The 21,207-nt window shown below is 65.5% G+C and carries 17 protein-coding genes; 7 read left to right on the top strand and 10 right to left on the bottom strand.

The window, feature by feature from the left end; all coding sequences use genetic code 11:
- Positions 1–104: 104 nt before the first annotated feature.
- Positions 105–686 (top strand): hypothetical protein, encoded by a 582-nt coding sequence (locus tag GV818_RS13615; RefSeq protein ID WP_161757251.1) that lies wholly within the window; start codon positions 105–107, stop codon positions 684–686.
- Between the two features lie 6 nt (positions 687–692).
- Here GV818_RS13615 and GV818_RS13610 read toward each other — a convergent pair whose 3' ends face one another.
- The 5 genes from GV818_RS13610 to GV818_RS13590 all read right to left on the bottom strand — a co-directional run bounded on the left by GV818_RS13610 (position 693) and on the right by GV818_RS13590 (position 8,166).
- Positions 693–2,447: an acyl-CoA dehydrogenase gene (locus tag GV818_RS13610; RefSeq protein WP_161776786.1), complete on the bottom strand. Its 1,755-nt coding sequence runs from the start codon at positions 2,445–2,447 to the stop codon at positions 693–695.
- Between the two features lie 57 nt (positions 2,448–2,504).
- Positions 2,505–3,746, bottom strand: a complete 1,242-nt coding sequence (locus tag GV818_RS13605) for a thiolase family protein (RefSeq protein ID WP_161776785.1) — start codon at positions 3,744–3,746, stop codon at positions 2,505–2,507.
- Positions 3,743–5,626 carry a feruloyl-CoA synthase gene (locus GV818_RS13600; protein ID WP_368668906.1) on the bottom strand — a complete coding sequence of 628 codons (1,884 nt, stop codon included), beginning with the start codon at positions 5,624–5,626 and terminating at the stop codon, positions 3,743–3,745. Before GV818_RS13600 ends, GV818_RS13605 begins: the two co-directional genes overlap by 4 nt.
- A gap of 156 nt (positions 5,627–5,782) precedes the next feature.
- A complete protein-coding gene (locus GV818_RS13595; protein ID WP_161776784.1) occupies positions 5,783–7,231 on the bottom strand; it encodes an aldehyde dehydrogenase in 1,449 nt (482 codons plus the stop codon).
- 104 nt (positions 7,232–7,335) lie between these two features.
- Entirely contained in the window at positions 7,336–8,166 is an 831-nt protein-coding gene (locus tag GV818_RS13590; protein WP_046815496.1) for a p-hydroxycinnamoyl CoA hydratase/lyase, read from the bottom strand.
- A gap of 211 nt (positions 8,167–8,377) precedes the next feature.
- On the opposite strand from GV818_RS13590, the gene GV818_RS13585 reads away from it, so the two are divergent.
- Positions 8,378–8,866 (top strand): MarR family winged helix-turn-helix transcriptional regulator, encoded by a 489-nt coding sequence (locus GV818_RS13585; RefSeq protein ID WP_161757256.1) that lies wholly within the window; start codon positions 8,378–8,380, stop codon positions 8,864–8,866.
- Positions 8,867–8,925: 59 nt separating this feature from the next.
- On the opposite strand, the gene GV818_RS13580 is transcribed toward GV818_RS13585, so the two are convergent.
- Positions 8,926–10,248, bottom strand: coding sequence for an OprD family porin (locus tag GV818_RS13580; protein ID WP_161776783.1), 1,323 nt, complete (start codon positions 10,246–10,248; stop codon positions 8,926–8,928).
- A 332-nt stretch (positions 10,249–10,580) separates the two neighbouring features.
- Between GV818_RS13580 and mhpT the strand changes: the two genes are divergently transcribed.
- Positions 10,581–11,792, top strand: coding sequence for a 3-(3-hydroxy-phenyl)propionate transporter MhpT (mhpT, locus tag GV818_RS13575; protein WP_161757258.1), 1,212 nt, complete (start codon positions 10,581–10,583; stop codon positions 11,790–11,792).
- Between the two features lie 86 nt (positions 11,793–11,878).
- On the opposite strand, the gene GV818_RS13570 is transcribed toward mhpT, so the two are convergent.
- Positions 11,879–12,886 (bottom strand): zinc-dependent alcohol dehydrogenase family protein, encoded by a 1,008-nt coding sequence (locus GV818_RS13570; RefSeq protein ID WP_161776782.1) that lies wholly within the window; start codon positions 12,884–12,886, stop codon positions 11,879–11,881.
- Positions 12,887–13,042: 156 nt separating this feature from the next.
- Positions 13,043–14,005: a bifunctional helix-turn-helix transcriptional regulator/GNAT family N-acetyltransferase gene (locus GV818_RS13565; RefSeq protein WP_161776781.1), complete on the bottom strand. Its 963-nt coding sequence runs from the start codon at positions 14,003–14,005 to the stop codon at positions 13,043–13,045.
- A gap of 190 nt (positions 14,006–14,195) precedes the next feature.
- Here GV818_RS13565 and GV818_RS13560 point away from each other — a divergent pair, with 190 nt between their 5' ends.
- From GV818_RS13560 to GV818_RS13545, 4 genes are all read left to right on the top strand, one after another.
- Positions 14,196–14,705 carry a sigma-70 family RNA polymerase sigma factor gene (locus tag GV818_RS13560; RefSeq protein ID WP_161757261.1) on the top strand — a complete coding sequence of 170 codons (510 nt, stop codon included), beginning with the start codon at positions 14,196–14,198 and terminating at the stop codon, positions 14,703–14,705.
- On the top strand, positions 14,702–15,679 hold the full coding sequence (locus GV818_RS13555) for a DUF4880 domain-containing protein (RefSeq protein WP_161776780.1): 978 nt from the start codon (positions 14,702–14,704) through the stop codon (positions 15,677–15,679). Before GV818_RS13560 ends, GV818_RS13555 begins: the two co-directional genes overlap by 4 nt.
- Before the next feature lie 117 nt (positions 15,680–15,796).
- Positions 15,797–18,202 (top strand): TonB-dependent siderophore receptor, encoded by a 2,406-nt coding sequence (locus GV818_RS13550; RefSeq protein WP_161776779.1) that lies wholly within the window; start codon positions 15,797–15,799, stop codon positions 18,200–18,202.
- Positions 18,203–18,371: 169 nt separating this feature from the next.
- Entirely contained in the window at positions 18,372–19,313 is a 942-nt protein-coding gene (locus GV818_RS13545; protein WP_161757264.1) for an alpha/beta hydrolase, read from the top strand.
- Positions 19,314–19,442: 129 nt separating this feature from the next.
- On the opposite strand, the gene GV818_RS13540 is transcribed toward GV818_RS13545, so the two are convergent.
- Positions 19,443–20,867 carry an isochorismate synthase gene (locus GV818_RS13540; protein ID WP_161776778.1) on the bottom strand — a complete coding sequence of 475 codons (1,425 nt, stop codon included), beginning with the start codon at positions 20,865–20,867 and terminating at the stop codon, positions 19,443–19,445.
- Positions 20,860–21,183, bottom strand: a complete 324-nt coding sequence (locus GV818_RS13535) for an isochorismate lyase (RefSeq protein WP_161757266.1) — start codon at positions 21,181–21,183, stop codon at positions 20,860–20,862. The genes GV818_RS13540 and GV818_RS13535 overlap by 8 nt, the downstream gene beginning before the upstream one ends.
- Positions 21,184–21,207: the final 24 nt, after the last annotated feature.

Here is a 21,207-nt window from a genome sequence, read left to right as displayed (position 1 = left end):
TCCGCCTATCCAGGCTCGGGCTGACAACCCTGTCCTGTTCGGCGACCATGGCCGCCCCTGGCTGCAACCTGGCGTTTCACTCCCCCTGAAAGGAATCACCGAACATGAGCACCCGCGCCCTGAGAGGCTGCCTGCTGGCCCTGTGCATGCCGCTACTGCTGAGCGCCTGCGGGCCCAACGTGCGCCTGATGCACCCGGACCCATCGAAGGAATTGCTGATCCGCGCCATGACCGAGCTCAATGGCTTTCACGCTTATGACCGCAATGGCTATGAAGACAACAACCTGCTCAGCGTCAGCGAAGCCAACGCCCTGTTGGACGACAGCAGCCGCATCAACGACAGCACCCCGGACTTCATGTTTGCCCACATCAAGGGCCGGACCCTGAACATCATCGGCTACTCGTCGACCTACCGCCCCTGGGGCCAGAACTACCAGACGCCGATGATCTACACCTATGTCGGCGAGCTGAAACGCGCCCGCTACGCCCTGCCCCACATGGCGCCCACCAGCCAGGAACTGCGGTTCACCTCGACCCCGGTGGAAAAGCTCAAGGTCGCCCTGCTGCCGCTGTCCAGCGGGCGGGTGGTCTACCCCGACTTCAACGGTGAACTGAACATCGGCCTGGACAACGGGCGCTACAGCCGGATCTCGGCCTTTACCCGCAAGCGGGACCTGGTTTTCTAGGCGGTATCAGACAAACGCCAGCGGTGCCCGAGCCCCACGCACCGCGGCCATGCGCGACTCGGCCTGGGGCAGCAGATAGCTGAAAAAGAACTGTGCACTTTGCAGTTTCTGCGCACGCAACGGGTCGCTTTGTGGCAGTACCCGCGACACCCGGGCAGCTCGTGCCCAGGCCAGGGCAAGCAAACTCAGGCCACAGAGATAGAGAAAATCCCCGGCGGCCCGATAAGGGTACTCCGGGTCTTCCTGCGCCAGCTGCCGCACTTCGCCCAGCAACGCCTCAAGGGCGGCGCACAAGCTGTTCAACTGCACCGCGAACAGTTGGCATTCGGGCCATTGCACGCCCTGCTCGGCCTCCTCTCGCAGCTCCTCCAGGAACAGGCCAAAGGCTCGACCTTGATCGCCCAGCACCTTGCGCAGCAGCAGGTCGTTGGCCTGAATCTCGTTGCTGCCTTCGTAGATCATGGCGATGCGGCTGTCGCGCAGGGTCTGCTCGATGGCGAATTCGCGGACGTAGCCGTAGCCACCGAACACCTGCAAGGCATGACTGGCCTGACGAAACCCCTGCTCGGTGAAAAACGCCTTGATCACCGGCGTCAGCCATTCACTCAGTTGCCCGGCACGCTGGCGAGCCGCTTCCTCGCTCGCGTGCTCAGCCTGATCCAGCAGGTGCGCAGCCCAATAGCCGATGGCCCGCATGCCCTCGCTGCATACCCGCAACTCCAGCAGCACACGGCGCATGGCCGGGTGGTAGGTGAGCGGGTCGGCCTCTGCTGCGGCCACCCCTGGCGGGCGTTGCGGGGCGCGCATCTGCTTGCGCTCGCGGGCATAGGCCAGGGCGTTCTGCCAGGCCGCCTCAGTGTGCCCCAGGCCTTGCAGGCCGACATGCAGGCGCGCTGAATTCATCATCACGAACATCGCCGCCAGGCCGCGATTGGCTTCGCCGATCAACCAACCCTTGGCACCCTCGAACACCAGGGAACAGGTGGCGCTGCCATTGATGCCCATCTTGTGTTCGATCGCGTCACAGCGCACACCGTTGGCCTGCCCCGAATCCAGGCGCTTGGGCACCAGGAACAGGGAAATCCCGCGGCTGCCGGAGGGCGCCCCCGGGATTCGCGCCAGCACCAGGTGCAGGATGTTCTCGGTCAGGTCGTGGTCGCCGCCGGAGATGAACAGTTTGCTGCCATGCAGTTGGTAACTGCCGTCCGCCTGCGCCTCGGCGCGACAGCGCAGCAGGCCGACATCACTGCCGGCCTGGGGCTCGGTCAGGCACATGGTGGGCAGGCATTCGCCGCTGATGATCGGTGGCAGGTAGCGTTGCTGAAGCCATTGCGCGGCGTGGGTCTTGAGGCACAGGTAGGCACCATGGGCGATGCCGGTGTACATGGCCCAGCCGTGGTTGCTGGCGTAGAGCATTTCCTGCAAGGCGGCGTCCAGCAGTTGCGGCAAGCCTTGGCCACCCAGGGATTCGGCACAGGCCAGCGCTGGCCAGCCACCTTCGACATACGCCCGGTAGGCTTGCGCAAAGCCCTCCGGGGTGGTCACCCGGCCGTCGGCAAAGCGGCAGCCCTGACGATCGCCGCTGCTGTTCAGCGGCGCCAGCAGCGCACTGCTGAAGCGCCCGGCCTGCTCCAGCACCTGCAATGCCAGGGGCAGATCCAGCTCGGCGAACGCCGGGGCCTGGCGCCAGGCCGCAGGGGCTTGCAACCAGTGTTCAAGGACAAATTGCATATCGCGCAGCGGCGCCTGATAGCTCCACATGGCTCACCTCTTCAAATGAAAATGCAGCAGGTCCGGCCAAGCCGCCGGAACAGGACTTCAACCGCGCCCGTGCGGGTTCTCGATCAACAGCGCCATGCCCTGCCCACCACCGACGCACGCCGCAACAATGCCGTAGCGCAGTTGCTGTTCGCGCAGTTGCCGCGCCAGGGTCAGCACCAGGCGCAGGCCGCTGGCAGCCAGCGGATGGCCAAGGGCGATGGCACCGCCGCGGCGATTGAGGCGCTGGATATCCAGTTCCAGCACCTGGGCCACCGCCAAAACCTGGGCAGCCTGGGCTTCGTTGATTTCCAGCAGGCCGATATCCCGCAGGTCCAGGCCACTGCGTTGCAGCAATAGCTGGATCGCCGGGGCCGGGCCGATGCCCATGTACTCCGGCGCCACACCGACCACCGCACTGGCACACAAATGCGCCAGGACCGGACGCGTTGCCGCCGACGCGCGCCCCACCAGCGCCGCGGCCGCGCCATCGACCACCGCGCAGCTGTTGCCGGCGGTTTGCACGCCATCGGCATGCACCGCACGCAGCCGCGACAAGGCCAGCAAATCGCTGGGACGCGGGTGGCTATCGCGGGAAACGCTGTCCACCCCACGGGGCAATTGCAGGCTGCGCGGCACGTAGCCAGGCAGTTCAAAATCTTGGTTGACCAGCGTCACCAATTCCGCCTGATACCAACCTTCGGCCTGGGCCTGCAACGCCAGCCGATGGCTGTCGAAGGCATAGCGATCCAGCGCCTCGCGGCTCAAGCCATGGCGCCGGGCCAGGTTGTCGGCGGTGGCGATCATGTCGATGCCAGGGGCCGGGTCATACAGGGCCTCCCAGAGAAAGTCCTTGAACTGCACCCCGGCACCGAGACGGAAACCATCGCGGTGGGTGTAGGCGGCAATCGGGTTGCGCGACATGGATTCCGCCGCCACGCACAGCGCCAGTTGCACGCCGTCATCCAACTGCCGGGCGGCTTGGCGCAGCAGCTCGAAACCAGTGGCGCAGATGCGCTGTACCGCCAGTGCCGGCACCGCCTGCGGCACGCCGCTGTACAGCCCGATATGCCGCGGCAACAAGTAGGCATCGAAGCTGGCCTGGGCCATGGAGCCGGCCAGCACGCTGTCGACCTGGCGCGGGTCAATCGCGGCCCGCGCCAGCACTTCGCGCCCGACCTGAATCCCCAGGTCAATCGGTGACACCTGGGCCAGGGCGCCACCAAGATCAACCCAAGGCGTGCGCACCGCCTCGAAGATCGCGACATCGGTAAACGCCGAATACTGTCCCGGGCTGTTCACGGCCGTGGCCCAGCCCGCAGGATCGACGGTTCCAGGCCGCGATACAGCGCTTCGACTTTCGAAGCGCGCCACTGCAACACCGCGCGCTGATTGATCGAACCCTTGTCGGTGATCTCACCCCGGTCGATCGACGCCGGCTCATCCAGCAAGGCGATCCACTCCAGGCGGCTGGCATTACCGCTGGCATCGCGGTTGAGGCGTTGCAGCCAGTCAGCGAACCACTGGCGCACCGGCTTGCTGGCGAGGACTTCAGCGTCACTGGCGCCGCTGTTCAAGGCGGAGAGCCGGCGGCACTCGTAGAGCCGTGGAAACACCAAGGCCCCCAGGCATTCGCGGTCCGGCGCGGCCACCACCAGGTCCTGCACATAGGGCGAGCCCTCCAGCACCGCGCGATTGCGCAGCGGGCCGACACTGACAAACACCCCGGACGACAACTTGAAGTCCTCGGCGATGCGCCCGTCGAACATCAAGCCCAATTGTGGGTCGTCAGGGGCGGCCAGCTTCAAGGCATCACCCGAGCAGTAGAAACCCTGGTCGTCGAAGACCTCGGCGGTCTGCTGCGGCGCGCGCCAGTAGCCGGGCATGATGTGCGGCCCGCGAAAACGCCCTTCGAGCTTGCCGTCCACCGGCACCAGGCGCACTTCGCAGCCCGGCGCCGGCAGGCCGATGTAACCGGCCATGGACAGCGGTCCGGTGGTGAAGGTGCAGGACGGCGACGCCTCGGTCATGCCCAGGCCGGCCATCATGCGGATGCGTTCGCCGCAGTGCTGTTCCGCCACCCGATCGAGGCGGTCCCAGACACTTTGCGACAGGCCGGCAGCGGCAAAGAAGAACAGGCTGATACGGGCAAAAAAGCGCTCGCGCAACTCGGCGTCCTGCTCCAGGGCGCTGACCAGTTCTTCCCAGCCCTTGGGCACGGTCAGGTAGGCGGTGGGCGAGATCTCCTTGAGGTTGCGCAGGGTTTCGGCAAAACCCTGGGCGGTCGGCTTGCCGTCGTCCAGATAAAAGGTGCCGCCGTTGTAGAGCACGATGCCAACGTTGTGGCTGCCACCAAACGTGTGGTTCCACGGCAGCCAGTCCACCAGCACCGGCGGTTCCTCAGCGAACACCGGGAAGGTCTGCAACAGCATCTGCTGGTTGGCGCAGAGCATGCGCTGGGTGGTGATCACCGCCTTGGGCAACTTGGTCGAGCCCGAGGTGAAGAGGAACTTGGCGATGCTGTCCGGCCCGGTGGCGGCGAACGCCGCGTCGGCCTCGGCGCCACCGGGTTGTTGCAGCAGGCTGGCAAAACTGACCTGGGTGCGGCCGGTAACTTGCCCACGCAGGGTAATCAACGGCACGTCCGCTGGCAGCACCGCGTTGATCGCCCGCTCGAAGGCCGCCGCCTCGCTGACATACACCAGCCCCGGCTGCAGCACATCGCAGACATGGCGCAACTTGGCGAAGTCCTGGGACAACAGCGAATAAGCCGGCGACACCGGGCAATAGGGAATGCCGGCGTACATCGCGCCGAGGGCCAGTTGCAGGTGTTCGATGTCATTGCCGGAGAGCAAGGCCAGAGGCCTTTCGGCAGACAGGCCATAACCCAGCAGGCCCTGGGCAATGGCCCGCACGCTGTCGAGCATCTGTGCATAGCTGACCCGGCGCCAGTCGCCGCCGGCCTGGCGCGCGGCAATGAAGGTCTGCTGCGGGCGCACTGCGGCCCAATGCAGCAGGCGGTCCAGCAAGCGCCGGGGCAACTCGCCCAGGGGCTCCAGGGAACGCATGTGCAACACCCCATGCTCTTCGCTGACCGCAACCGGCGAGTGGCCGATGGACACCCGGCGATAAGGCACCGGGCTCACTTGAGGCGGGAATGGCGATCTGAATTCGGAACTCACGTGTCTGCTCTCCATCAAGGCACGCTGGCGCCACGCCGTGCAGAGGCGACAGCGGGCGCAGCGTGGCAGCCGATGCGCTGCCTTATTATTGTTGTGCCTGCCCGCGGCCTCCGGCGGCGAGTCTCACAGAGTCGCTCGCCGAGACTGCAGCGGGCCTCAGATCGGGTAGTGCCGCGGACCGTTTTGCAAGGTCACCCAGCGCAACTGGGTGAAGTGCTCGATCGACGCCTTGCCACCAAAACTGCCATAGCCACTGGACTTGACGCCGCCAAACGGCATTTGCGCCTCGTCGTGCACGGTCGGGCCATTGATGTGGCAGATACCCGACTCGAGCCGTTGCGCCAGGGCCAGGGCGCGCCCGGTGTCGCGGCTGAAAATCGCCGCCGCCAGGCCGAACTCGGAGTCGTTGGCCAGGCGCAGTAACTCTTCATCACCGCTACCGCGCAGCAGCACCGCCACCGGGCCGAAGGATTCCTCACGGTACAGGCGCATGGACTCGGTGACACCGTCGAGCAGGGTCGGCTGCAGGATGCTGCCGTCCAATTGCCCGCCGACCACCAGCCGTGCACCCTGGCCCAGGGCATCGTCGATCAGCGCCCGGATGCGCGTGCCGGCACTGGCATCCACCAGGGAGCCGAGCACCGAATCTTCGGCCGTCGGGTCGCCGGCACGCAGGGTCTCGACCTTGGCCGCCAGCTTGGCAACAAAGGCGTCGGCGACCTTGGCATCGACGATCAAGCGCTCGGTGGACATGCAGATCTGCCCCTGATTGAAGTAAGCGCCAAACGCAGCGGCCTCGACCGCCGCGTCCAGGTCGGCGTCGTCCAGCACCAGCAACGGCGCCTTGCCACCCAGCTCCAGCAGGGCCGGCTTGAGGTGACGCGCCGAGAGCTCGCCAACAATCCGCCCGACATGGGTCGAGCCGGTGAAGTTGACCCGGCGCACCGCCGGGTTGGCGATCAGGCGCTCGACAATGGCCGCGGCATCGGCCGGGGCATTGCTGATGACGTTGACCACGCCATCGCCCAGGCCGGCATCTTGCAGCACCTGGCCGATCAGGCGGTGCACCGCCGGGCTCAGCTCGGAGGCCTTGAGCACCACGGTGTTGCCGCAGGCCAGGGGCATGGCGATGGCACGGGTGGCGAGAATCACCGGGGCGTTCCACGGGGCGATGCCCAGCACCACGCCGCAGGGTTGGCGCAGGGCCATGGCGAAACTGCCGGGGACATCCGAGGGGATGACTTCGCCGTTGATCTGAGTGGTCATCGACGCTGCTTCACGCAGCATGTTGGCCGCTAGGCGCACGTTGAAGCCGTACCAGTTGGCCATCGCCCCGGTCTCGCCGGCGGCGGCGATGAATTCGCCACTGCGCGCCTGCAATTGCTCGGCGGCCTGCAGCAGGCGGCTGCGGCGTTCGTTGGGGGCCAGGGCCGCCCAGGTGGGGAATGCCGCCTGGGCCGCGGCCACGGCGGCATCGGCATCTTCCAGGGTCGCGGCGGCCACGCGCGACACCACCGCGCCGGTCACCGGGTTACGGCGTTCGAAGGTTCGACCGTCGCCGGCGGGGCGCGACTGGCCACCAATCAGCAGGGGCACGTCCAGCATGGTGATTCCTCTTGTTGTCGTTATCGGGAATGCAGCGCAGCGGTGTAACAGTAATGCCATGGCGCAGCGAACAGCGGGATGCGCCCGCTGTTCGCCAGCCGGGCTCAGCGTTTATACGCCTGCAGGCCGGGCTTGATGCTCTTGTCGTCGAGGAACTGTTTCATGCCCTGCTCGCGGCCGCCTTCGGTGTCCAGCAGGCGCGACTGGTCGAGCTTGGCGTACAGGTAGTCTTCGTTCTGCTCCCAGGTCAGCTCGCGGCAACGCTTGAAACCATGCTTGGCGGCACGCAGCACCACCGGGTTTTTCTCCAGCAGGTTGCGCGCCAACTCGACGGTCACTTCACGCAGTTGCGCCAGCGGCACACTCTCGTTGACCAGGCCCATCTCGGCGGCTTTCTGCCCACCGAAAGTCTTGCCGGTCATGATGTAGTACAGCGACTGGCGGTGGCCCACGGTGTCGGCCATGGCCTTGCTCACCAGGTTGCCCGGCGGGATGCCCCAGTTGATTTCCGAGAGGCCGAAGGTCGCTTCGTCGGCGCAGATCGCCAGGTCGCACGCCACCAGCGGGCTGAAGCCGCCACCGAAGCACCAGCCGTTGACCATGGCGATGGTCGGCTTGGCGTACATGCGCAGCAGTTTCCATTGCCATTGCGAGGCTTCGCGGCGGATTTTTTCCTGGAGGATCTCCGGGCCGGCGTCCACTTCGCGAAAGTACTCCTTGAGGTCCATGCCGGCGGTCCAGGCTTCACCGGCACCGGTCAGCACCAGCACGCCGGCGGCCGGGTCCTGCTCCAGGGTTTCCAGCACGTCGATCATTTCCCGGTTCAGGGTCGGGCTCATGGCGTTGCGTTTTTCCGGGCGATTGAGAATGACCCAGGCGATGCCCTCTTCGATTTCGACCTTGACCGTTGTCCAGCGACCTTCGTAATTGCTCATGGCGATGCTCTCTTGTTCTTGGCTTGACGATGGGTAAAAACTAAACCGACAAACTAGTTATGTCAATTAACTATTAATAGAATTAACCAATTTATTTATCATCAAGGACCTCGCCAAAGCCACAGGGTGTGAGACTTCCCGTAGCTATCCCCGCCCAACCTCGGCAAACTAGATAGCCTTATTAACCGCCAGCCCAAGGAATTTCCCTGCAATGGCCAAGCCTTCAAAGAGCGCCGCTGCCCTTGAGTCCGCCGTCGACAGCGGCGAAATCCAGGCGCCGCTGGACTCCGCCCTCGACGAGTTGATCGGCTACGCCATGCGTCGGGCCCAGTTGAAACTGTTCCAGAACCTGATCAGCCGGCTCTCGGCCCATGACCTGCGCCCGGCGCAATTCTCGGCCCTGGCAATCATCGAACAGAACCCCGGGCTGATGCAGGCCGACCTGGCCAGGGCCCTGGCCATCGAGCCGCCGCAAGTGGTGCCCCTGCTGAATAAACTGGAAGAGCGGGCGCTGGCGGTCCGTGTGCGCTGCAAACCGGACAAGCGCTCCTATGGGATATTCCTCAGCAAGACCGGTGAGGCCCTGCTCAAGGAACTCAAGCAAATCGCCGCGCAAAGTGACCTCGACGCCACCTCAGCCCTCGACACCGAGGAGCGCGAACAGCTGCTGCGGCTGCTGAAGAAGGTCTACCAGGCCTGACGCAAGACGCCGGCCGCTCCCAGGGAACGGCCGGCGCCGGTTTCAACGCACTCGCAGGATCACCAGATCGGCACGCTGTAGACCACCAGGAAACGGGTCTGGTTTTCATCGCGAAACGCCGCGCCAGTGGGGAAGTCATTGCGGTAGATCGACTTGCGCGCGATCAGCCCGACATCCTTCAGTGGGCCACTCTGGATCACATAGCCCAACTCCATCTGGAACTCGCGCTCCTTGCGGTCCTGGGCATTGAAGGCCGCCAGTTCGATATGGTCGCCGCGCACATAGCGCAGGCGACTCTTGAGCCCGGGCACCCCGGATGCGGCAAAGTCATAGTCGTAGATGGCTTGCCAGGTGCGCTCCTTGGCGTTGAGAAAGTCCGAACTCATGGTCAGCTCGCTCATGCCCATCAACTCGGTGCCGGAGAGGTAGGGCGTGGCCGTGTCGCCACTGGCGTGCATGTAGCCCAGGCTGACCCGGTGCCCGCCGAACTTGTAGCCAAACAGCGCCGAGAGGTTGCGGTTGTCGACCTTGCCGGCCTTGGCACTGCCGTCTTCACGGCTGAAAAAGCTGCGCAGGTCGCTGCTCAGCACACCGTCGCCCAGGGGCAGGTTGTGCAACAGGGCCAGGGTGTCCTGCTGGTAGAGGTCAGCCACTTGCGCGTGATAGGCCCGCAGGCTGAGGTCCTTGTTGACCTGGTAATCGCCCCCCAGGTACGCCAGGTGCGAAGTGCTGGCAGTGGCATTGAAACGCCGGTTGGGCGAGGCAATGGTCATCGCCTGATAGTCGCTGGAGTCGCGCTTGTTGATGCGGTCGATATAGCCGGTGTTGAGGGTCAGGCCGTCGATGTCCTTGGAGCTCAGGGTGGTGCCGCGAAACGTCTGCGGCAGCAGGCGCGACGGGCTGGCAAAGGCGAACGGCAGGAAGATCGAAACATCGCCGGTCTTCACCGTGGTCTGGGCAAACCGCAGTTTGGCGGTGGGTGCCAGCCGCGAGTATTGATCCGCGGCGCGCTTGTCGCTGGCCGACACCGGCAGCAGCTCGGTGCCGCTGCGGTCCGGCGAGGAGTCGAGCTTGACCCCCAGCAGCCCGCGCACATCCAGGCCAAAGCCGACGGTGCCCGCGGTGAAGCCCGACTCCATGTTCATGATGAAACCCTGGGCCCATTCCCGTGCGGCCGTCTTCGCCCCGTCGTCCTGGTAGTCGCGATTCATGTAGTAGTTGCGCAGGGTCAAGGTGCCGTGGCTGTCGTCGATAAAACCCGCCGCCCAGAGTTGGCCGGGCAACACGCTCAAGCCCAGCAAGGCCAGGGCCAGGCCCGAATGAAGACTGGACGCACAGGAAGCTGACGCAGCCGCAACGGCGTTGGATGGGAGATCTGGCATGTTCGATGTCCATTTTTTGTTGTTGTTTTAGGTGTCGAGCGAGGGCCTTGCAGCCGACGTCGCGGACAGAGAATGGAAACAGCCAAAGCCTTCCGTCAACCGCAAATGTCCGATAATCGAACATTAATAATATTATCTATTTTTTAGTTGTATTTGGATTGATAGGTTAACAACCTGATTAATATAGGTTTATCTGAATTTTTTGGATGAAATTAAGGCGCTATTCATTTTTTAGTTATCTTTGTTATCTTAATTGTCAGCCAGCGGCTCCGGCGCATTCCGTGTCGACGCCTGACTGGCCACCACAACAAAAACAACAATGAGGTTTGCCCATGGACAGTCCATCGCGTCGCTCGACGCTGACCATTGCTTTGTGCTTTATCGTTGCGCTGATCGAGGGGTTCGATCTGCAAGCGGCCGGCACCGCCGCCGCCGGGTTGCGCCAGAGCTTTGCCCTGGACCCGAAGATGATGGGTTGGGTGTTCAGCGCCGGGATCATCGGCCTGCTGCCCGGGGCGTTCTTCGGCGGCTGGGTCGCCGACCGTATCGGGCGCAAGAAAATTCTGCTCGGCGCGGTGCTGCTGTTCGGCCTGTTCTCGCTGTGCACGGCGTATGTCGAGGGCTATTCGAGCCTGCTGCTGGTGCGCTTCATGACCGGCCTCGGCCTTGGCGCGGCGCTGCCCAACCTGATCGCCCTGTGCGCCGAAGCGGTGAGCGAGCGTCGCCGTGGCACGGCCATCAGCATCATGTATTGCGGCGTGCCCCTGGGCGGCGCGCTGGCGGCCGTGGTGGCGATGTTCTCCAGTGAACATTGGCAGACCACCTTCATCATCGGCGGCCTGGCGCCGTTGCTGGTGGTACCGCTGATGGCCTGGTTGCTGCCCGAATCCAGTGCCTTTCGCCAACACACCGCCAGTGCCAGCCACAGCCGAGCTTCCACGGCCCAGGCGCTGTTCGGCGAAGGTCGCGCACGCACCACCCTGGCCTTGTGGCTGAGTTACTTCTTCACCCTGACCGTGATGTACATGCTGCTCAACTGGCTGCCGTCGCTGCTGCTCGAACAAGGCTTCAGCAAACCCCAGGCGGGGCTGGTGCAGATGCTGTTCAACATCGGCGGCGCCCTCGGTTCGTTGCTCGGCGGCCTGCTGCTGGACCGCTGCAACGGGCTCAAGGTGGTGCTGTTTGTGTACGCCGGGTTGCTGGCGGCGCTGGCCGGGGTTGGGTTGTCGGTGGGCATTGTGCCTATGGCCGTGGCCGGGTTTGCTGCGGGGCTGTTCGTGATGGCCGCACAATTGGTGCTCTACGCCCTGGCACCGCCCTCCTACCCGACCGCGGTGCGTGCCACCGGCGTTGGCGCAGCTGTGGCCATCGGCCGCCTGGGCTCGGTTGCCGGCCCCCTGGCCGCCGGGCAGATCCTCGCCGCCGGCGCCGGCACCGCTGGCGTCCTGCTGGCCACCTCCCCTGGCCTGGTCATCGCCGCGCTGTCGATCCTCACCGTCATCGCCCGCGCCGACGCTGCTGCGCAACTCAAACCGGCGCATTGAGCCGGGGCGGCAACGCCGGCTCGCGCGACCTTGCCTGGGGCTGCGGCAACCCCCGGCCCCACCCGGGCGTTGCCGCGGTCAACGCCTCAGAGGCTCAGGCAGATTTTTCCCAGGTGTGCACCCGAGGCTTCATGGGCGAAGGCCTTGGCGATATCCGCCAGGGCGAAAGTGCTGTCGATGATCGGTTTGATACCGGTGGCTTCCAGGCCCCGGACCATCTCGATCTGCTGCTGGCGGCTGCCGACAATCAGACCCTGCAGACGCTGTTGCTTGGCCATCAGCGCTGCCGTCGGCACCGGTCCGGCCCAGCCGGTGAGCACGCCGATCAGGGCGATATGCCCGCCGATGCGGCAGGCATTGATGGACTGCGGCAAGGTGCCTGGGCCACCGACTTCCACCACATGATCGACGCCGCGGCCGCCGGTCAGCTTGAGCACTTCAGCGCCCCACTCCGGGTGGGTGCGGTAATTGATGGTGTGGTCGGCCCCCAGCTCGCGGACCTTGGCCAGTTTGGCGTCCGATGAGGACGTGGCAATCACCGTGGCGCCCATGGCCTTGGCCAGTTGCAGGGCGAACATCGACACCCCACCGGTGCCCAGCACCAGCACGGTTTCCCCGGCCTTGAGCGCGCCGTCCACCACCAGTGCGCGCCAGGCGGTCAGGCCGGCGGTGGTCAGGGTCGCCGCTTCGGCATGGCTGTAGCCCTTGGGCGCGTGGGTGAACCAGTGGCTGGGCTGGATCACCACTTCACAGGCGTAACCGTCGACCCCATCACCTGGGGTGGTGCTGAAATCGGCAATCGCCGGGGCGCCATCGTGCCAATGGGGGAAGAAGCAGGACACCACGGCATCGCCGACCTTGAACTCGCTGACGCCCTCGCCCACCGCTTCCACCACCCCGGCACCGTCGGCCATGGGAATCCGCCCGTCGGCGGTCGGCAGCGCGCCGGTCACCACCGCGTAGTCGTGGAAGTTCAGGGAGCAGGCATGGATGCGCACACGGATCTGCCCGGCGCCGGGCTGGCCAGGGTCCGCCAGCGTCACGGCATTGAGGTTGTCCAGGGATGCCGGAAGGCTGAGCTTGATGGCTTGCATGGGATGCTTCTCCAGGGTTCAAAAATCTTCTTCGGGCCGCCGCCCAGAGCGCCGACCCTACCAGGGGGCTCACCCTAACACCGATGCCGATTCTCTGTTGCCGCCGCCGGGGCGCCAACCCGTGAGTTCAACCAAGCCCCCGGCCAGCCGCCACGATCAAGCTGCGCCGGCCCGCACAAAACACTGTTCGGTCACCGCCACGCCCCACTGCTCGCCCGGTTGCTCCTGCACCCGTTCAAAGCCGTGTTGCTCATACAGCGTGCGCGCCGCATCCAGGCCCTTGAACGTCCACAAGCGGGTGGCCGCAAAACCCCACTGGTCACAGAAGTCCAGGGCCTCGACCAGCAGCCGCCGGCCCAACCCCTGACCGCGCGCCGAATCATCGAGGATGAAGCAACGCAGGATCGCCTCGCCGCCCGCGCCCTCCCCATCAATAGCGATGGAGCCGACAATCCGCTCGCCCCGCAGCGCCACCCAGACCTGGTTGCGCGGGTTGTGCAAACGCCCCATCAGCTCAGCCATGTCCGCGGCCACCAGGCTCTCGAAGGGCTGCCCGAAACCGGCCCGGGCGGCGTAGTAGCTGGCGTGCATCTCGGCAATACGGCCAATCACTCCGGGCCGGTAGCCACAGGCGATGGACCAGCACTCGGGCGGCTCGGGCGGTTCGAGCACCTCGCCCAGGCGCACGGCACGCAGTGCCCGGGCGTAGTCGGCGATGCCCGTCGCGGCACCCCGCTGCTGTTGCCCGCTCAGCTGCGCCAGGGCCGCGGCCACCTGGGCCTGGGCGAAACGGTCGATGCCGCCCAGGGTCTGGGCCCCCTGAGCGGTGAGTTGCAGGCGCTTCGAGCGGGCATCCTGCGCATCGGCCTGTTCGCTGATCTCGCCGGCCTTCAGCAGTTTGCGCACCAGACGGCTGACGCTGGATTTTTCCAGCCCCAGCAGCAGCACCAGATCGCTGGCGGTCAAGGCATTGCCCTGGCCGATCTCCAGCAGCGCATGCACCGCTGAGGGCGGGTAGTCGGTGGCGGCCAGGGTGTTCTGCAGGAAGCCCAGCTCACGGACCATCTGCCGCGAAGCCTGGCGCAACTGTGGAACAAGGCCAACGAATGGGTTCGACATCGGGGTGACCTCGCACAGTGGGTATTTAGTTGTAGCTTACAACCATTTAACCGACAAGCCCGATGCGCTCAGGCCCTGACCTGCGGGAAGTGCAAGCCCTGACCGGCAGCGATAAAAACCCAAGCACCCACTAATGAGAAGCATTACCATAAACGTTTTCTCGCCCACCTCGTCTCCGGAACCCTCATCGATGGTGCCCAACTCTTCGCTACAGCACGCCGTAGGCGAGCTCTACGCCCAGCATCACAACTGGGTGGTGCAACTGCTGCGGCGCAAGCTCGGCAACCAGGACCAGGCCATGGACCTGGCGCAGGACACTTTCCTGCGCATCCTGCGCAGCGAACAATTGCCGCAGCTACGCGAACCCCGGGCCTACCTCAATACCGTGGCCAGCCGCCTGTGCGGACAGTATTTCCGCCGTCAGGCCCTGGAGCGGGCGTACCTGGAATCCCTGGCGCAGTTGGAGCCACAGCACCAACCCTCGCCGGAAACCCGCCTGCTGGTGCTCGAAGCCCTGGACGCCGTGGGCCAGGTACTGGACGGCCTCGGCGCACGGGTGCACGAGGTGTTTTTGCTGTCCCAGCTCGAAGGCCTGACTTACCCGCAGATTGCCGAGCGCCTGCAGCTCTCGGTCAACGTGGTGCAGAAAGCCATGCTCAAGGCCTACCGTCATTGCTACGCGGCGGTGTACCCGGGATGAACGCCTTTCAGCCGGTGGACGATCAGGGCGCCGTGGACCAGCGGGTGCTGGACCAGGCCCTGGAGTGGCTGGTGCTGCTGCAATCGGGCATCAGCAACCCCGAGCAGCAGGCCGCCTGCCTGGCCTGGCGGCGGGCCGACCCGCAGCATGAACTGGCCTGGCAGCGCCTGGCCGGCATCGGCCAGAACCTGCGCGACAGCACCCGCAGCCTGCCCGCGGACCGTGCCCGGCAGCTGCTGCAGGCCCGCAGCCACCCCGGGCGGCGCACCCTGCTCAAGGGCATCGTCGGGCTCGGCGTAGTGGCCGCCAGCAGTTGGAGCGTGCGCGAGCGATGGCTGTTGCCGCAGCTGTTCAGCGACTACCACACCGCCACCGGCGAGCGCCGGCAACTGCAACTGGCCACCGGCGCCAGCCTGCAACTGGACACCCGCACCAGCCTCGACCAGCAGGCCAGCCCCCAGGGCCTGCAACTGCGGCTCAACAGTGGCCGCCTGCTGTTGACCCTGGGCAACGCCGCACCGCTGCGGATCGTCACCGCCGATGCGCGAATACTTCTGGCGCCGCAGTCGCAACTGATCATTAGCGTCGGCTTGCCGGGCAATCACGGCACCCGGGTGCAGGTGCTGGCCGGCAGCGGCTCACTCAGTAGCGCCGAGCGCCCTGCGTTGAGCCCGGGCCAGCAAGTGGACATCCGCCAGCAGCGGATCGGCGCCCTGGCAGCAGTGCCCGCCTCGGCCAGCGCCTGGACCCAGGGCCTGCTGATCGCCGAACGCCAGCCCCTGGGCGAGGTGATCGCCGAGCTCGACCGCTATCGCCCGGGCCTGCTGCGCTGCGCCAGCGAGGTCGCCGGGTGGCGAGTCTCTGGCTCGTTCTCCCTGGACCAGCCGGATGCCAGCCTCGACTTGCTGGCCCGAACCCTGCCGATTCGCGTCCGCCGAGTCATGGGTTACTGGACCTCGGTGGAAGCCGCCTGAGTTTTTCTGGTTTTTTTTCCAGGCCGGCGGCAGTTTTTTCAATCTCGTGCATCAAGACCAGGGAAGAAGCTGAAAAACAGCTCAGCGCCAACCCTTCCCAACCCACGGACTTTCTCTATGCACACTCGCCTCACGCCCCTTGCCGCGGCCCTGCGCTCGCTACTCATCGGCCTGTCGATCGCCAGCGCCAGCCTGCCGCTGCTGGCCGCCGAAGCCGGCGCCGCCGTGACCGACAGCCAGCAACGCGACTACGCCATCGCCCCGGGCAACCTGGACCAGGTGCTGGGGGCCTTCGGCCAGCAATCCGCGACCATGATCGCCGTCGATGCCAGCCTCAGCGCTGGCAAGCGCAGCAACGGCCTGAACGGCCGCTTTGCCATTGGCGAAGGCCTGCACCAGCTGCTGGCGCCCCTGGGCCTGCAAGCGCTGGCCGAGGGCGCGGGGTATCGGGTGGTCCAGGCCAGCGGCAGCGAACGGGTCGAGCTAGGGGCGACCACGGTCAGCGCCAACCAGTTGGGCACCATCACCGAAGGCAGCGGCTCCTACACGCCGGGCACCATCGCCACCGCCACCCGCCTGGTGCTGACACCCCGGGAAACCCCGCAGTCGATCTCGGTGGTGACCCGCCAGGTGATGGACGACTTCGGCCTGAACGCCATCGACGACGTGATGCGCCACACCCCGGGCATCACCGTCTCGACCTATGACTCCGAGCGCACCAACTACTACTCCCGCGGTTTCTCCATCGTCAACTTCCAATACGATGGCATTCCGACTCTGCGCGACACCCAGTACTCGGCAGGCCAGACCCTGACCGACATGGCCATTTATGACCGCGTCGAAGTCCTCAAGGGCGCCACCGGCCTGCTCACCGGCGCCGGTGGCGCTGGCGGCACCATCAACCTGATTCGCAAGAAGCCGACCGCCGATTTCCAGGGCCACATCGAACTGGGTGCCGGGACCTGGGACAACTACCGCACACAGATCGACGTCAGCGGACCCTTGACCGAAACCGGCAACGTGCGCGGCCGGGCAGTGGCGGCCTATCAGGACAAGAAGTCCTTCCTCGATCACTACTCGCGCAAGACCGGCGTGTACTACGGCATCCTCGAAGTCGACCTGGACGAAGACACCCTGCTGACCCTGGGTGCCGACTACCAGGACAGCGACCCGAAAGGCTCCAGCTGGACCGGCTCGCGCACGGTCTACGATGCCGTTGGCAATCGCCTGGACCTGCCGCGCTCGTTCAACAACGGTCCGAAATGGAGCTCATGGGCCCAATACAGCCGCACCGCCTTCGCCACCCTCGAACACAGCTTTGCCAACGGCTGGGTGACCAAGGGCCAGTACAACCATCAGATCAACGGCTACGACTCGCCCCTGGGCTACATTTCCCAGGACAGCGCCACCGAAAGTTCGATCTGGGCGCAGAAGTACACCGGCGAAACCACCGCCGACAGCCTGGATGTCTACGCCTCGGGGCCCTTCGAATGGCTCGGCCGCGAGCACCAACTGGTGGTCGGCCAGTCGCTGTCCATTGCCAAGTGGAAGGGCAAGGATTACGGCAGACCCACCTTTTTCGATAACACCTACGACTTCTACCAATGGCACGGTGAAGCCATCGAACCCCGGTGGAACCAACCCACCAAGATCAATGACCTGACCACACGCCAGACCGGCTCATACGTCACCGGGCGCTTCAGCCTGATGGATGAACTGCACCTGTTGCTCGGCGCCCGGCTCGCCAACTACCAGGTCACCGGTACCCGTGACAGCCAGACAAGCGGCAAGGTGATCCCCTATGCCGGCCTGGTGTACGACCTCAACGACAACTTCTCCACCTATGCCAGCTATACCGAGATCTTCCAGCCCCATACCGAATACGAGGACCGGACCGGCAAGATGCTGGAGCCCAACGAAGGCAAGAACTATGAGCTGGGTCTCAAGGGCGAGTTCTTCGACGGCCGCCTGAATACCAGCCTCGCCTATTTCGAAGTGCATGAAAAAAACCGGCCGCTGGCAGACACCCTGTTCAACTCGATTCCGGGCAACGACCGCGCCTATGTAGGCACCGAAACCAAGACCAAAGGCTATGAGGCAGAGATCTCCGGCGAACTCAGCCCCGGCTGGCAGTTGCAGGCCGGCTACACCCACAAGATCGCCCGCGATGCCGAGAACCAGAAGGTCTCGACCTGGGAGCCGCAAGACCAGGTCAGCTTCTACACCCGCTACAAGCTCAAGGGCGACCTGGACAAACTCACCCTCGGCGGCGGCGCACGCTGGCAGAGCGCTGGCTGGCAGACGCTCTACAACAGCGGCAAGCGGCGTTCCGAAGAGTTCACCCAGGACCCGTACTGGCTGGTGGACCTGATGGCCCGCTACCAGCTCAGCGAACACCTGTCGGCGACCCTCAACGTCAACAACCTGTTCGACAAGGTGTACTACACCAATATCGGCTTCTACACCTCGGCCTACTATGGCGACCCGCGCAACGTCATGGTCACCACCCGCTGGGACTTCTAAAACCCCGACCTCGTCGTGGCCCGCCCCGGCAGCGGCTGGCCACGGTGCTTGCCGCCCTCCCCCGTAGCATTTGCTAACCCTTGCCGCCGACCGTTGCGCCGAAATTCCTGTGGCGGTCGCGGCACATCTGGTAAAACCCGCTCTCGACTGTTGTGTGGTGAAGCCTTCCATGTCCCCAACCCTGTTCCAGCGCCTGCGCCGTCGCTGGTTCCCCTTGCTGTGCATGGCCGCGCTGATCGTCGGTCTGCCGGCTAGCTGCGCGGTGCTCCAGCACCAGGAACGCAAGCTGGTGTTTCGCATCGAGCCCGGCACCGCCGGCTGGTATCGCGGCCTGCCGAGCACGGTGCAGGAGTTGGAACTCAAGCCGAAAAGCTTCAAGGCCGGGCAGAACATCCACGCCTGGTGGTGGCCGGCGCAACGCGCCGATGCCCCGGCGATCCTCTACCTGCACGGGGTGCGCTGGAACCTCACCGGCCAGCTGTTTCGCATCGAGCAACTGCATGCCCTGGGCTATTCGGTGCTGGCCATCGACTACCGCGGTTTTGGCCAGAGCCACGGCGACCTGCCCTCCGAAACCAGCGTCTACGAGGATGCGCGAATTGCCTGGGAGCGGTTCAAGGTGCTGCAACCCGACGCCGGCAAGCGACTGATCTACGGCCACTCGCTGGGCGGCGCGGTGGCCATCGACCTGGCCGCCGAACTGGGTCGCCAGGCCGTCAGCGACCATACGCCGGTCGCCGCCCGCGGGCTGATTGTCGAGTCCACCTTCACCACCCTGGCGGACGCTGCGGCAGCAGTGACCAAGACCTCGCTGCCGGTGCGCTGGGTGATGTCGCAGAAATTCGACTCCATCGACAAGATCCGCGAGATCGGCATGCCATTGCTGGTGGTGCATGGCTTGAAGGACGACTACGTACCGCCACGCCTGAGCAAGGCACTGTTCGCCGCGGCCGAAGAGCCGAAGAAACTGCTGCTGGTGCCTGGTGGCACCCACAACAACAGCATGAGCCTGGCAGGCAAGGGCTATGGCCAGGCGATCAATGCCCTGCTGCGGGCCAAACCCGGCCACAACCTCGCCGGCCCGACACCCAACGCCATCCCCACCAGCTGAAGCGGGCTGGTGTAGGCGCTGGCGTGTGTAGGAGCTGGCTTGCCAGCGAAGAGGCCCGCAAGATCGCCGCATTCCCTCGCCATGAACCGTGCCCACTGGCCGCTGCGCGGTTCGCCGGCAAGCCGGCTCCTACAGGGAGAGGCCGCGTTTCTCGTAGGTGCTGTCCGGTTGCGGGCGCAGGGCTTCGCCGATGGTGCGCAACTTCAGGCAGGTCTCCTGGTACTCGCTCTCGGGGTCCGACTCGCCGACGATGCCGCAGCCGGCGAACAGGTGTGCCTGGTTGCCACGGATCAGTGCCGAGCGCAGGGCCACGGCAAACTCGCCATCGCCCTCGGCGTTCAGCCAGCCCACCGGGGCGGCGTACCAGCCGCGGTCCAGGTGTTCGTGTTCGCGGATATAGCCCATGGCCCTGCCCCGGGGCAGGCCGCCCACCGCCGGGGTCGGGTGCAGGGCGTCCACCACTTGCAGCAGGTCGACCTGGGGCCGCAACCGTCCCAGCACCGGGGTCAGCAGGTGCTGGACATGGGCCAGGCGGTGCAGCTGCGGCTGCGCTGGAATCTCCAGCATCGCGCAATACGGCTGCAACGCCTCGCGCAGGGTCTGCACCACCAGCGCGTGTTCATGGCGGTCCTTGGCACTGTCCAGCAGTGCCTGGCCCAGCTCCGCGTCCTGTTGTTCATACAGGCCACGGGCGCAGGTGCCGGCCAGGGCCACGGTGCTCAGGGTGCCCCGGGCCACCCGCACCAGGCGCTCGGGCGTGGCGCCGAGGAAACAGCTGTCACCGCGACTGAAGGCGAACAGGAACGCCTGGGGATAGGCCGCCCGCAGATGCTCCAGCAAAGGGCCACAGGGAATGCAGCGCGGCGCCTGCAGGCAGACTTCCCGGGCCAGCACCACTTTGCTCAGCTCACCGGCATTGATCTGGCCAATGGCTGCCGCGACCATGGCCTGCCATTGCTCGGCGCTCAGGGGCTGTGTGGCATTGCCAATGCCCGCCACGCTCTCCTGGCGCGGCGCGTGGGCGTAGCGTGTCTGCAGCAAGCTCCACTCGGCTTCAAGGCTGGCGGCGCAGTGGGCGACGTCGGCACCGGGTTCGACCCACACGCTGAACAGCCAATGCTGCTGCTCGCCTTCGCCCAACAGCAGGATGCGCGGCAACACCAGGGAGGTGGCAGCGAAGGATTGCCACTGGGCGCTGCGCGGCCCCTGGGGGTCGAAAGCGAAACCGCCACACAGGTAGGCCGGTCGCGGTCCCACCTGATGGGCCTGCTCCAGCAACTGGCGCCAGGCCTGGGTACTGGCGGCAAAACGTTCGCCGGCCGGCGGGCTGATTTCCTCGGTGCAGCCAAAGCCGGCCAGGCTCATGGCCCCCTGTTCACTGGACCAGAACAGGCTCTGGCCGAACACCTGGCGGTTGGCGCAGAACAGCTGCAGCGGGTCCAGGCGCTCGGCGGCCAGGCTGAATACCACCAGCACCGCGCGGCCATCACCGCGGGCTCGGGCCTCGCCTTCACGCAGGGCCCGGGTCAGCCCGGACAGACAGGACTCATTCATGCTGTGCTCCTTGCTCCAGGCCGTGCCGGGCGCGCCAGTGGCGCACTTGCTGGGCAATGTTCCAGTGGATGATCTGGGCGAACAACGGCACCACGAACAGCGGGTCCAAGCCTGCCTGTTCGGCCCATTGATGGCGCAGGGGAAGCATCGCGCTGACCCGCTCCGGGGCGGCGATGCTTTGCTCTGTGGGTTTGAACTGCGCCGCCGCCTTGACATAGGCCAGGCGCTGGCCAAGGGCCTGGATGATCTGCTCGTCCAGGGTGTCGATACCGCAGCGGATGTCTTGCAGATCGCTGCACTGCTCAGGTGTTTTCATGTCGGTGTCTGCCAAAGTGAAGAT

It is taken from the genome of Pseudomonas sp. Fl4BN1 (assembly GCF_009908285.1).
Classification (GTDB): Bacteria; Pseudomonadota; Gammaproteobacteria; order Pseudomonadales; family Pseudomonadaceae; genus Aquipseudomonas.
Note: the sequence above shows the minus strand (reverse complement) of the source record. Positions and strands in the feature narration are given on the sequence as shown.

Coding starts and splice junctions, on each gene's coding strand:
- GV818_RS13615 (WP_161757251.1), top strand. CDS start 105: ATGAGCACCCGCGCCCTGAGAGGCTGCCTGCTGGCCCTGTGCATGCCG.
- GV818_RS13610 (WP_161776786.1), bottom strand. CDS start 2,447: ATGTGGAGCTATCAGGCGCCGCTGCGCGATATGCAATTTGTCCTTGAA.
- GV818_RS13595 (WP_161776784.1), bottom strand. CDS start 7,231: ATGCTGGACGTGCCCCTGCTGATTGGTGGCCAGTCGCGCCCCGCCGGC.
- GV818_RS13590 (WP_046815496.1), bottom strand. CDS start 8,166: ATGAGCAATTACGAAGGTCGCTGGACAACGGTCAAGGTCGAAATCGAA.
- GV818_RS13585 (WP_161757256.1), top strand. CDS start 8,378: ATGGCCAAGCCTTCAAAGAGCGCCGCTGCCCTTGAGTCCGCCGTCGAC.
- GV818_RS13580 (WP_161776783.1), bottom strand. CDS start 10,248: ATGCCAGATCTCCCATCCAACGCCGTTGCGGCTGCGTCAGCTTCCTGT.
- mhpT (WP_161757258.1), top strand. CDS start 10,581: ATGGACAGTCCATCGCGTCGCTCGACGCTGACCATTGCTTTGTGCTTT.
- GV818_RS13570 (WP_161776782.1), bottom strand. CDS start 12,886: ATGCAAGCCATCAAGCTCAGCCTTCCGGCATCCCTGGACAACCTCAAT.
- GV818_RS13565 (WP_161776781.1), bottom strand. CDS start 14,005: ATGTCGAACCCATTCGTTGGCCTTGTTCCACAGTTGCGCCAGGCTTCG.
- GV818_RS13560 (WP_161757261.1), top strand. CDS start 14,196: ATGGTGCCCAACTCTTCGCTACAGCACGCCGTAGGCGAGCTCTACGCC.
- GV818_RS13555 (WP_161776780.1), top strand. CDS start 14,702: ATGAACGCCTTTCAGCCGGTGGACGATCAGGGCGCCGTGGACCAGCGG.
- GV818_RS13550 (WP_161776779.1), top strand. CDS start 15,797: ATGCACACTCGCCTCACGCCCCTTGCCGCGGCCCTGCGCTCGCTACTC.
- GV818_RS13545 (WP_161757264.1), top strand. CDS start 18,372: ATGTCCCCAACCCTGTTCCAGCGCCTGCGCCGTCGCTGGTTCCCCTTG.
- GV818_RS13540 (WP_161776778.1), bottom strand. CDS start 20,867: ATGAATGAGTCCTGTCTGTCCGGGCTGACCCGGGCCCTGCGTGAAGGC.
- GV818_RS13535 (WP_161757266.1), bottom strand. CDS start 21,183: ATGAAAACACCTGAGCAGTGCAGCGATCTGCAAGACATCCGCTGCGGT.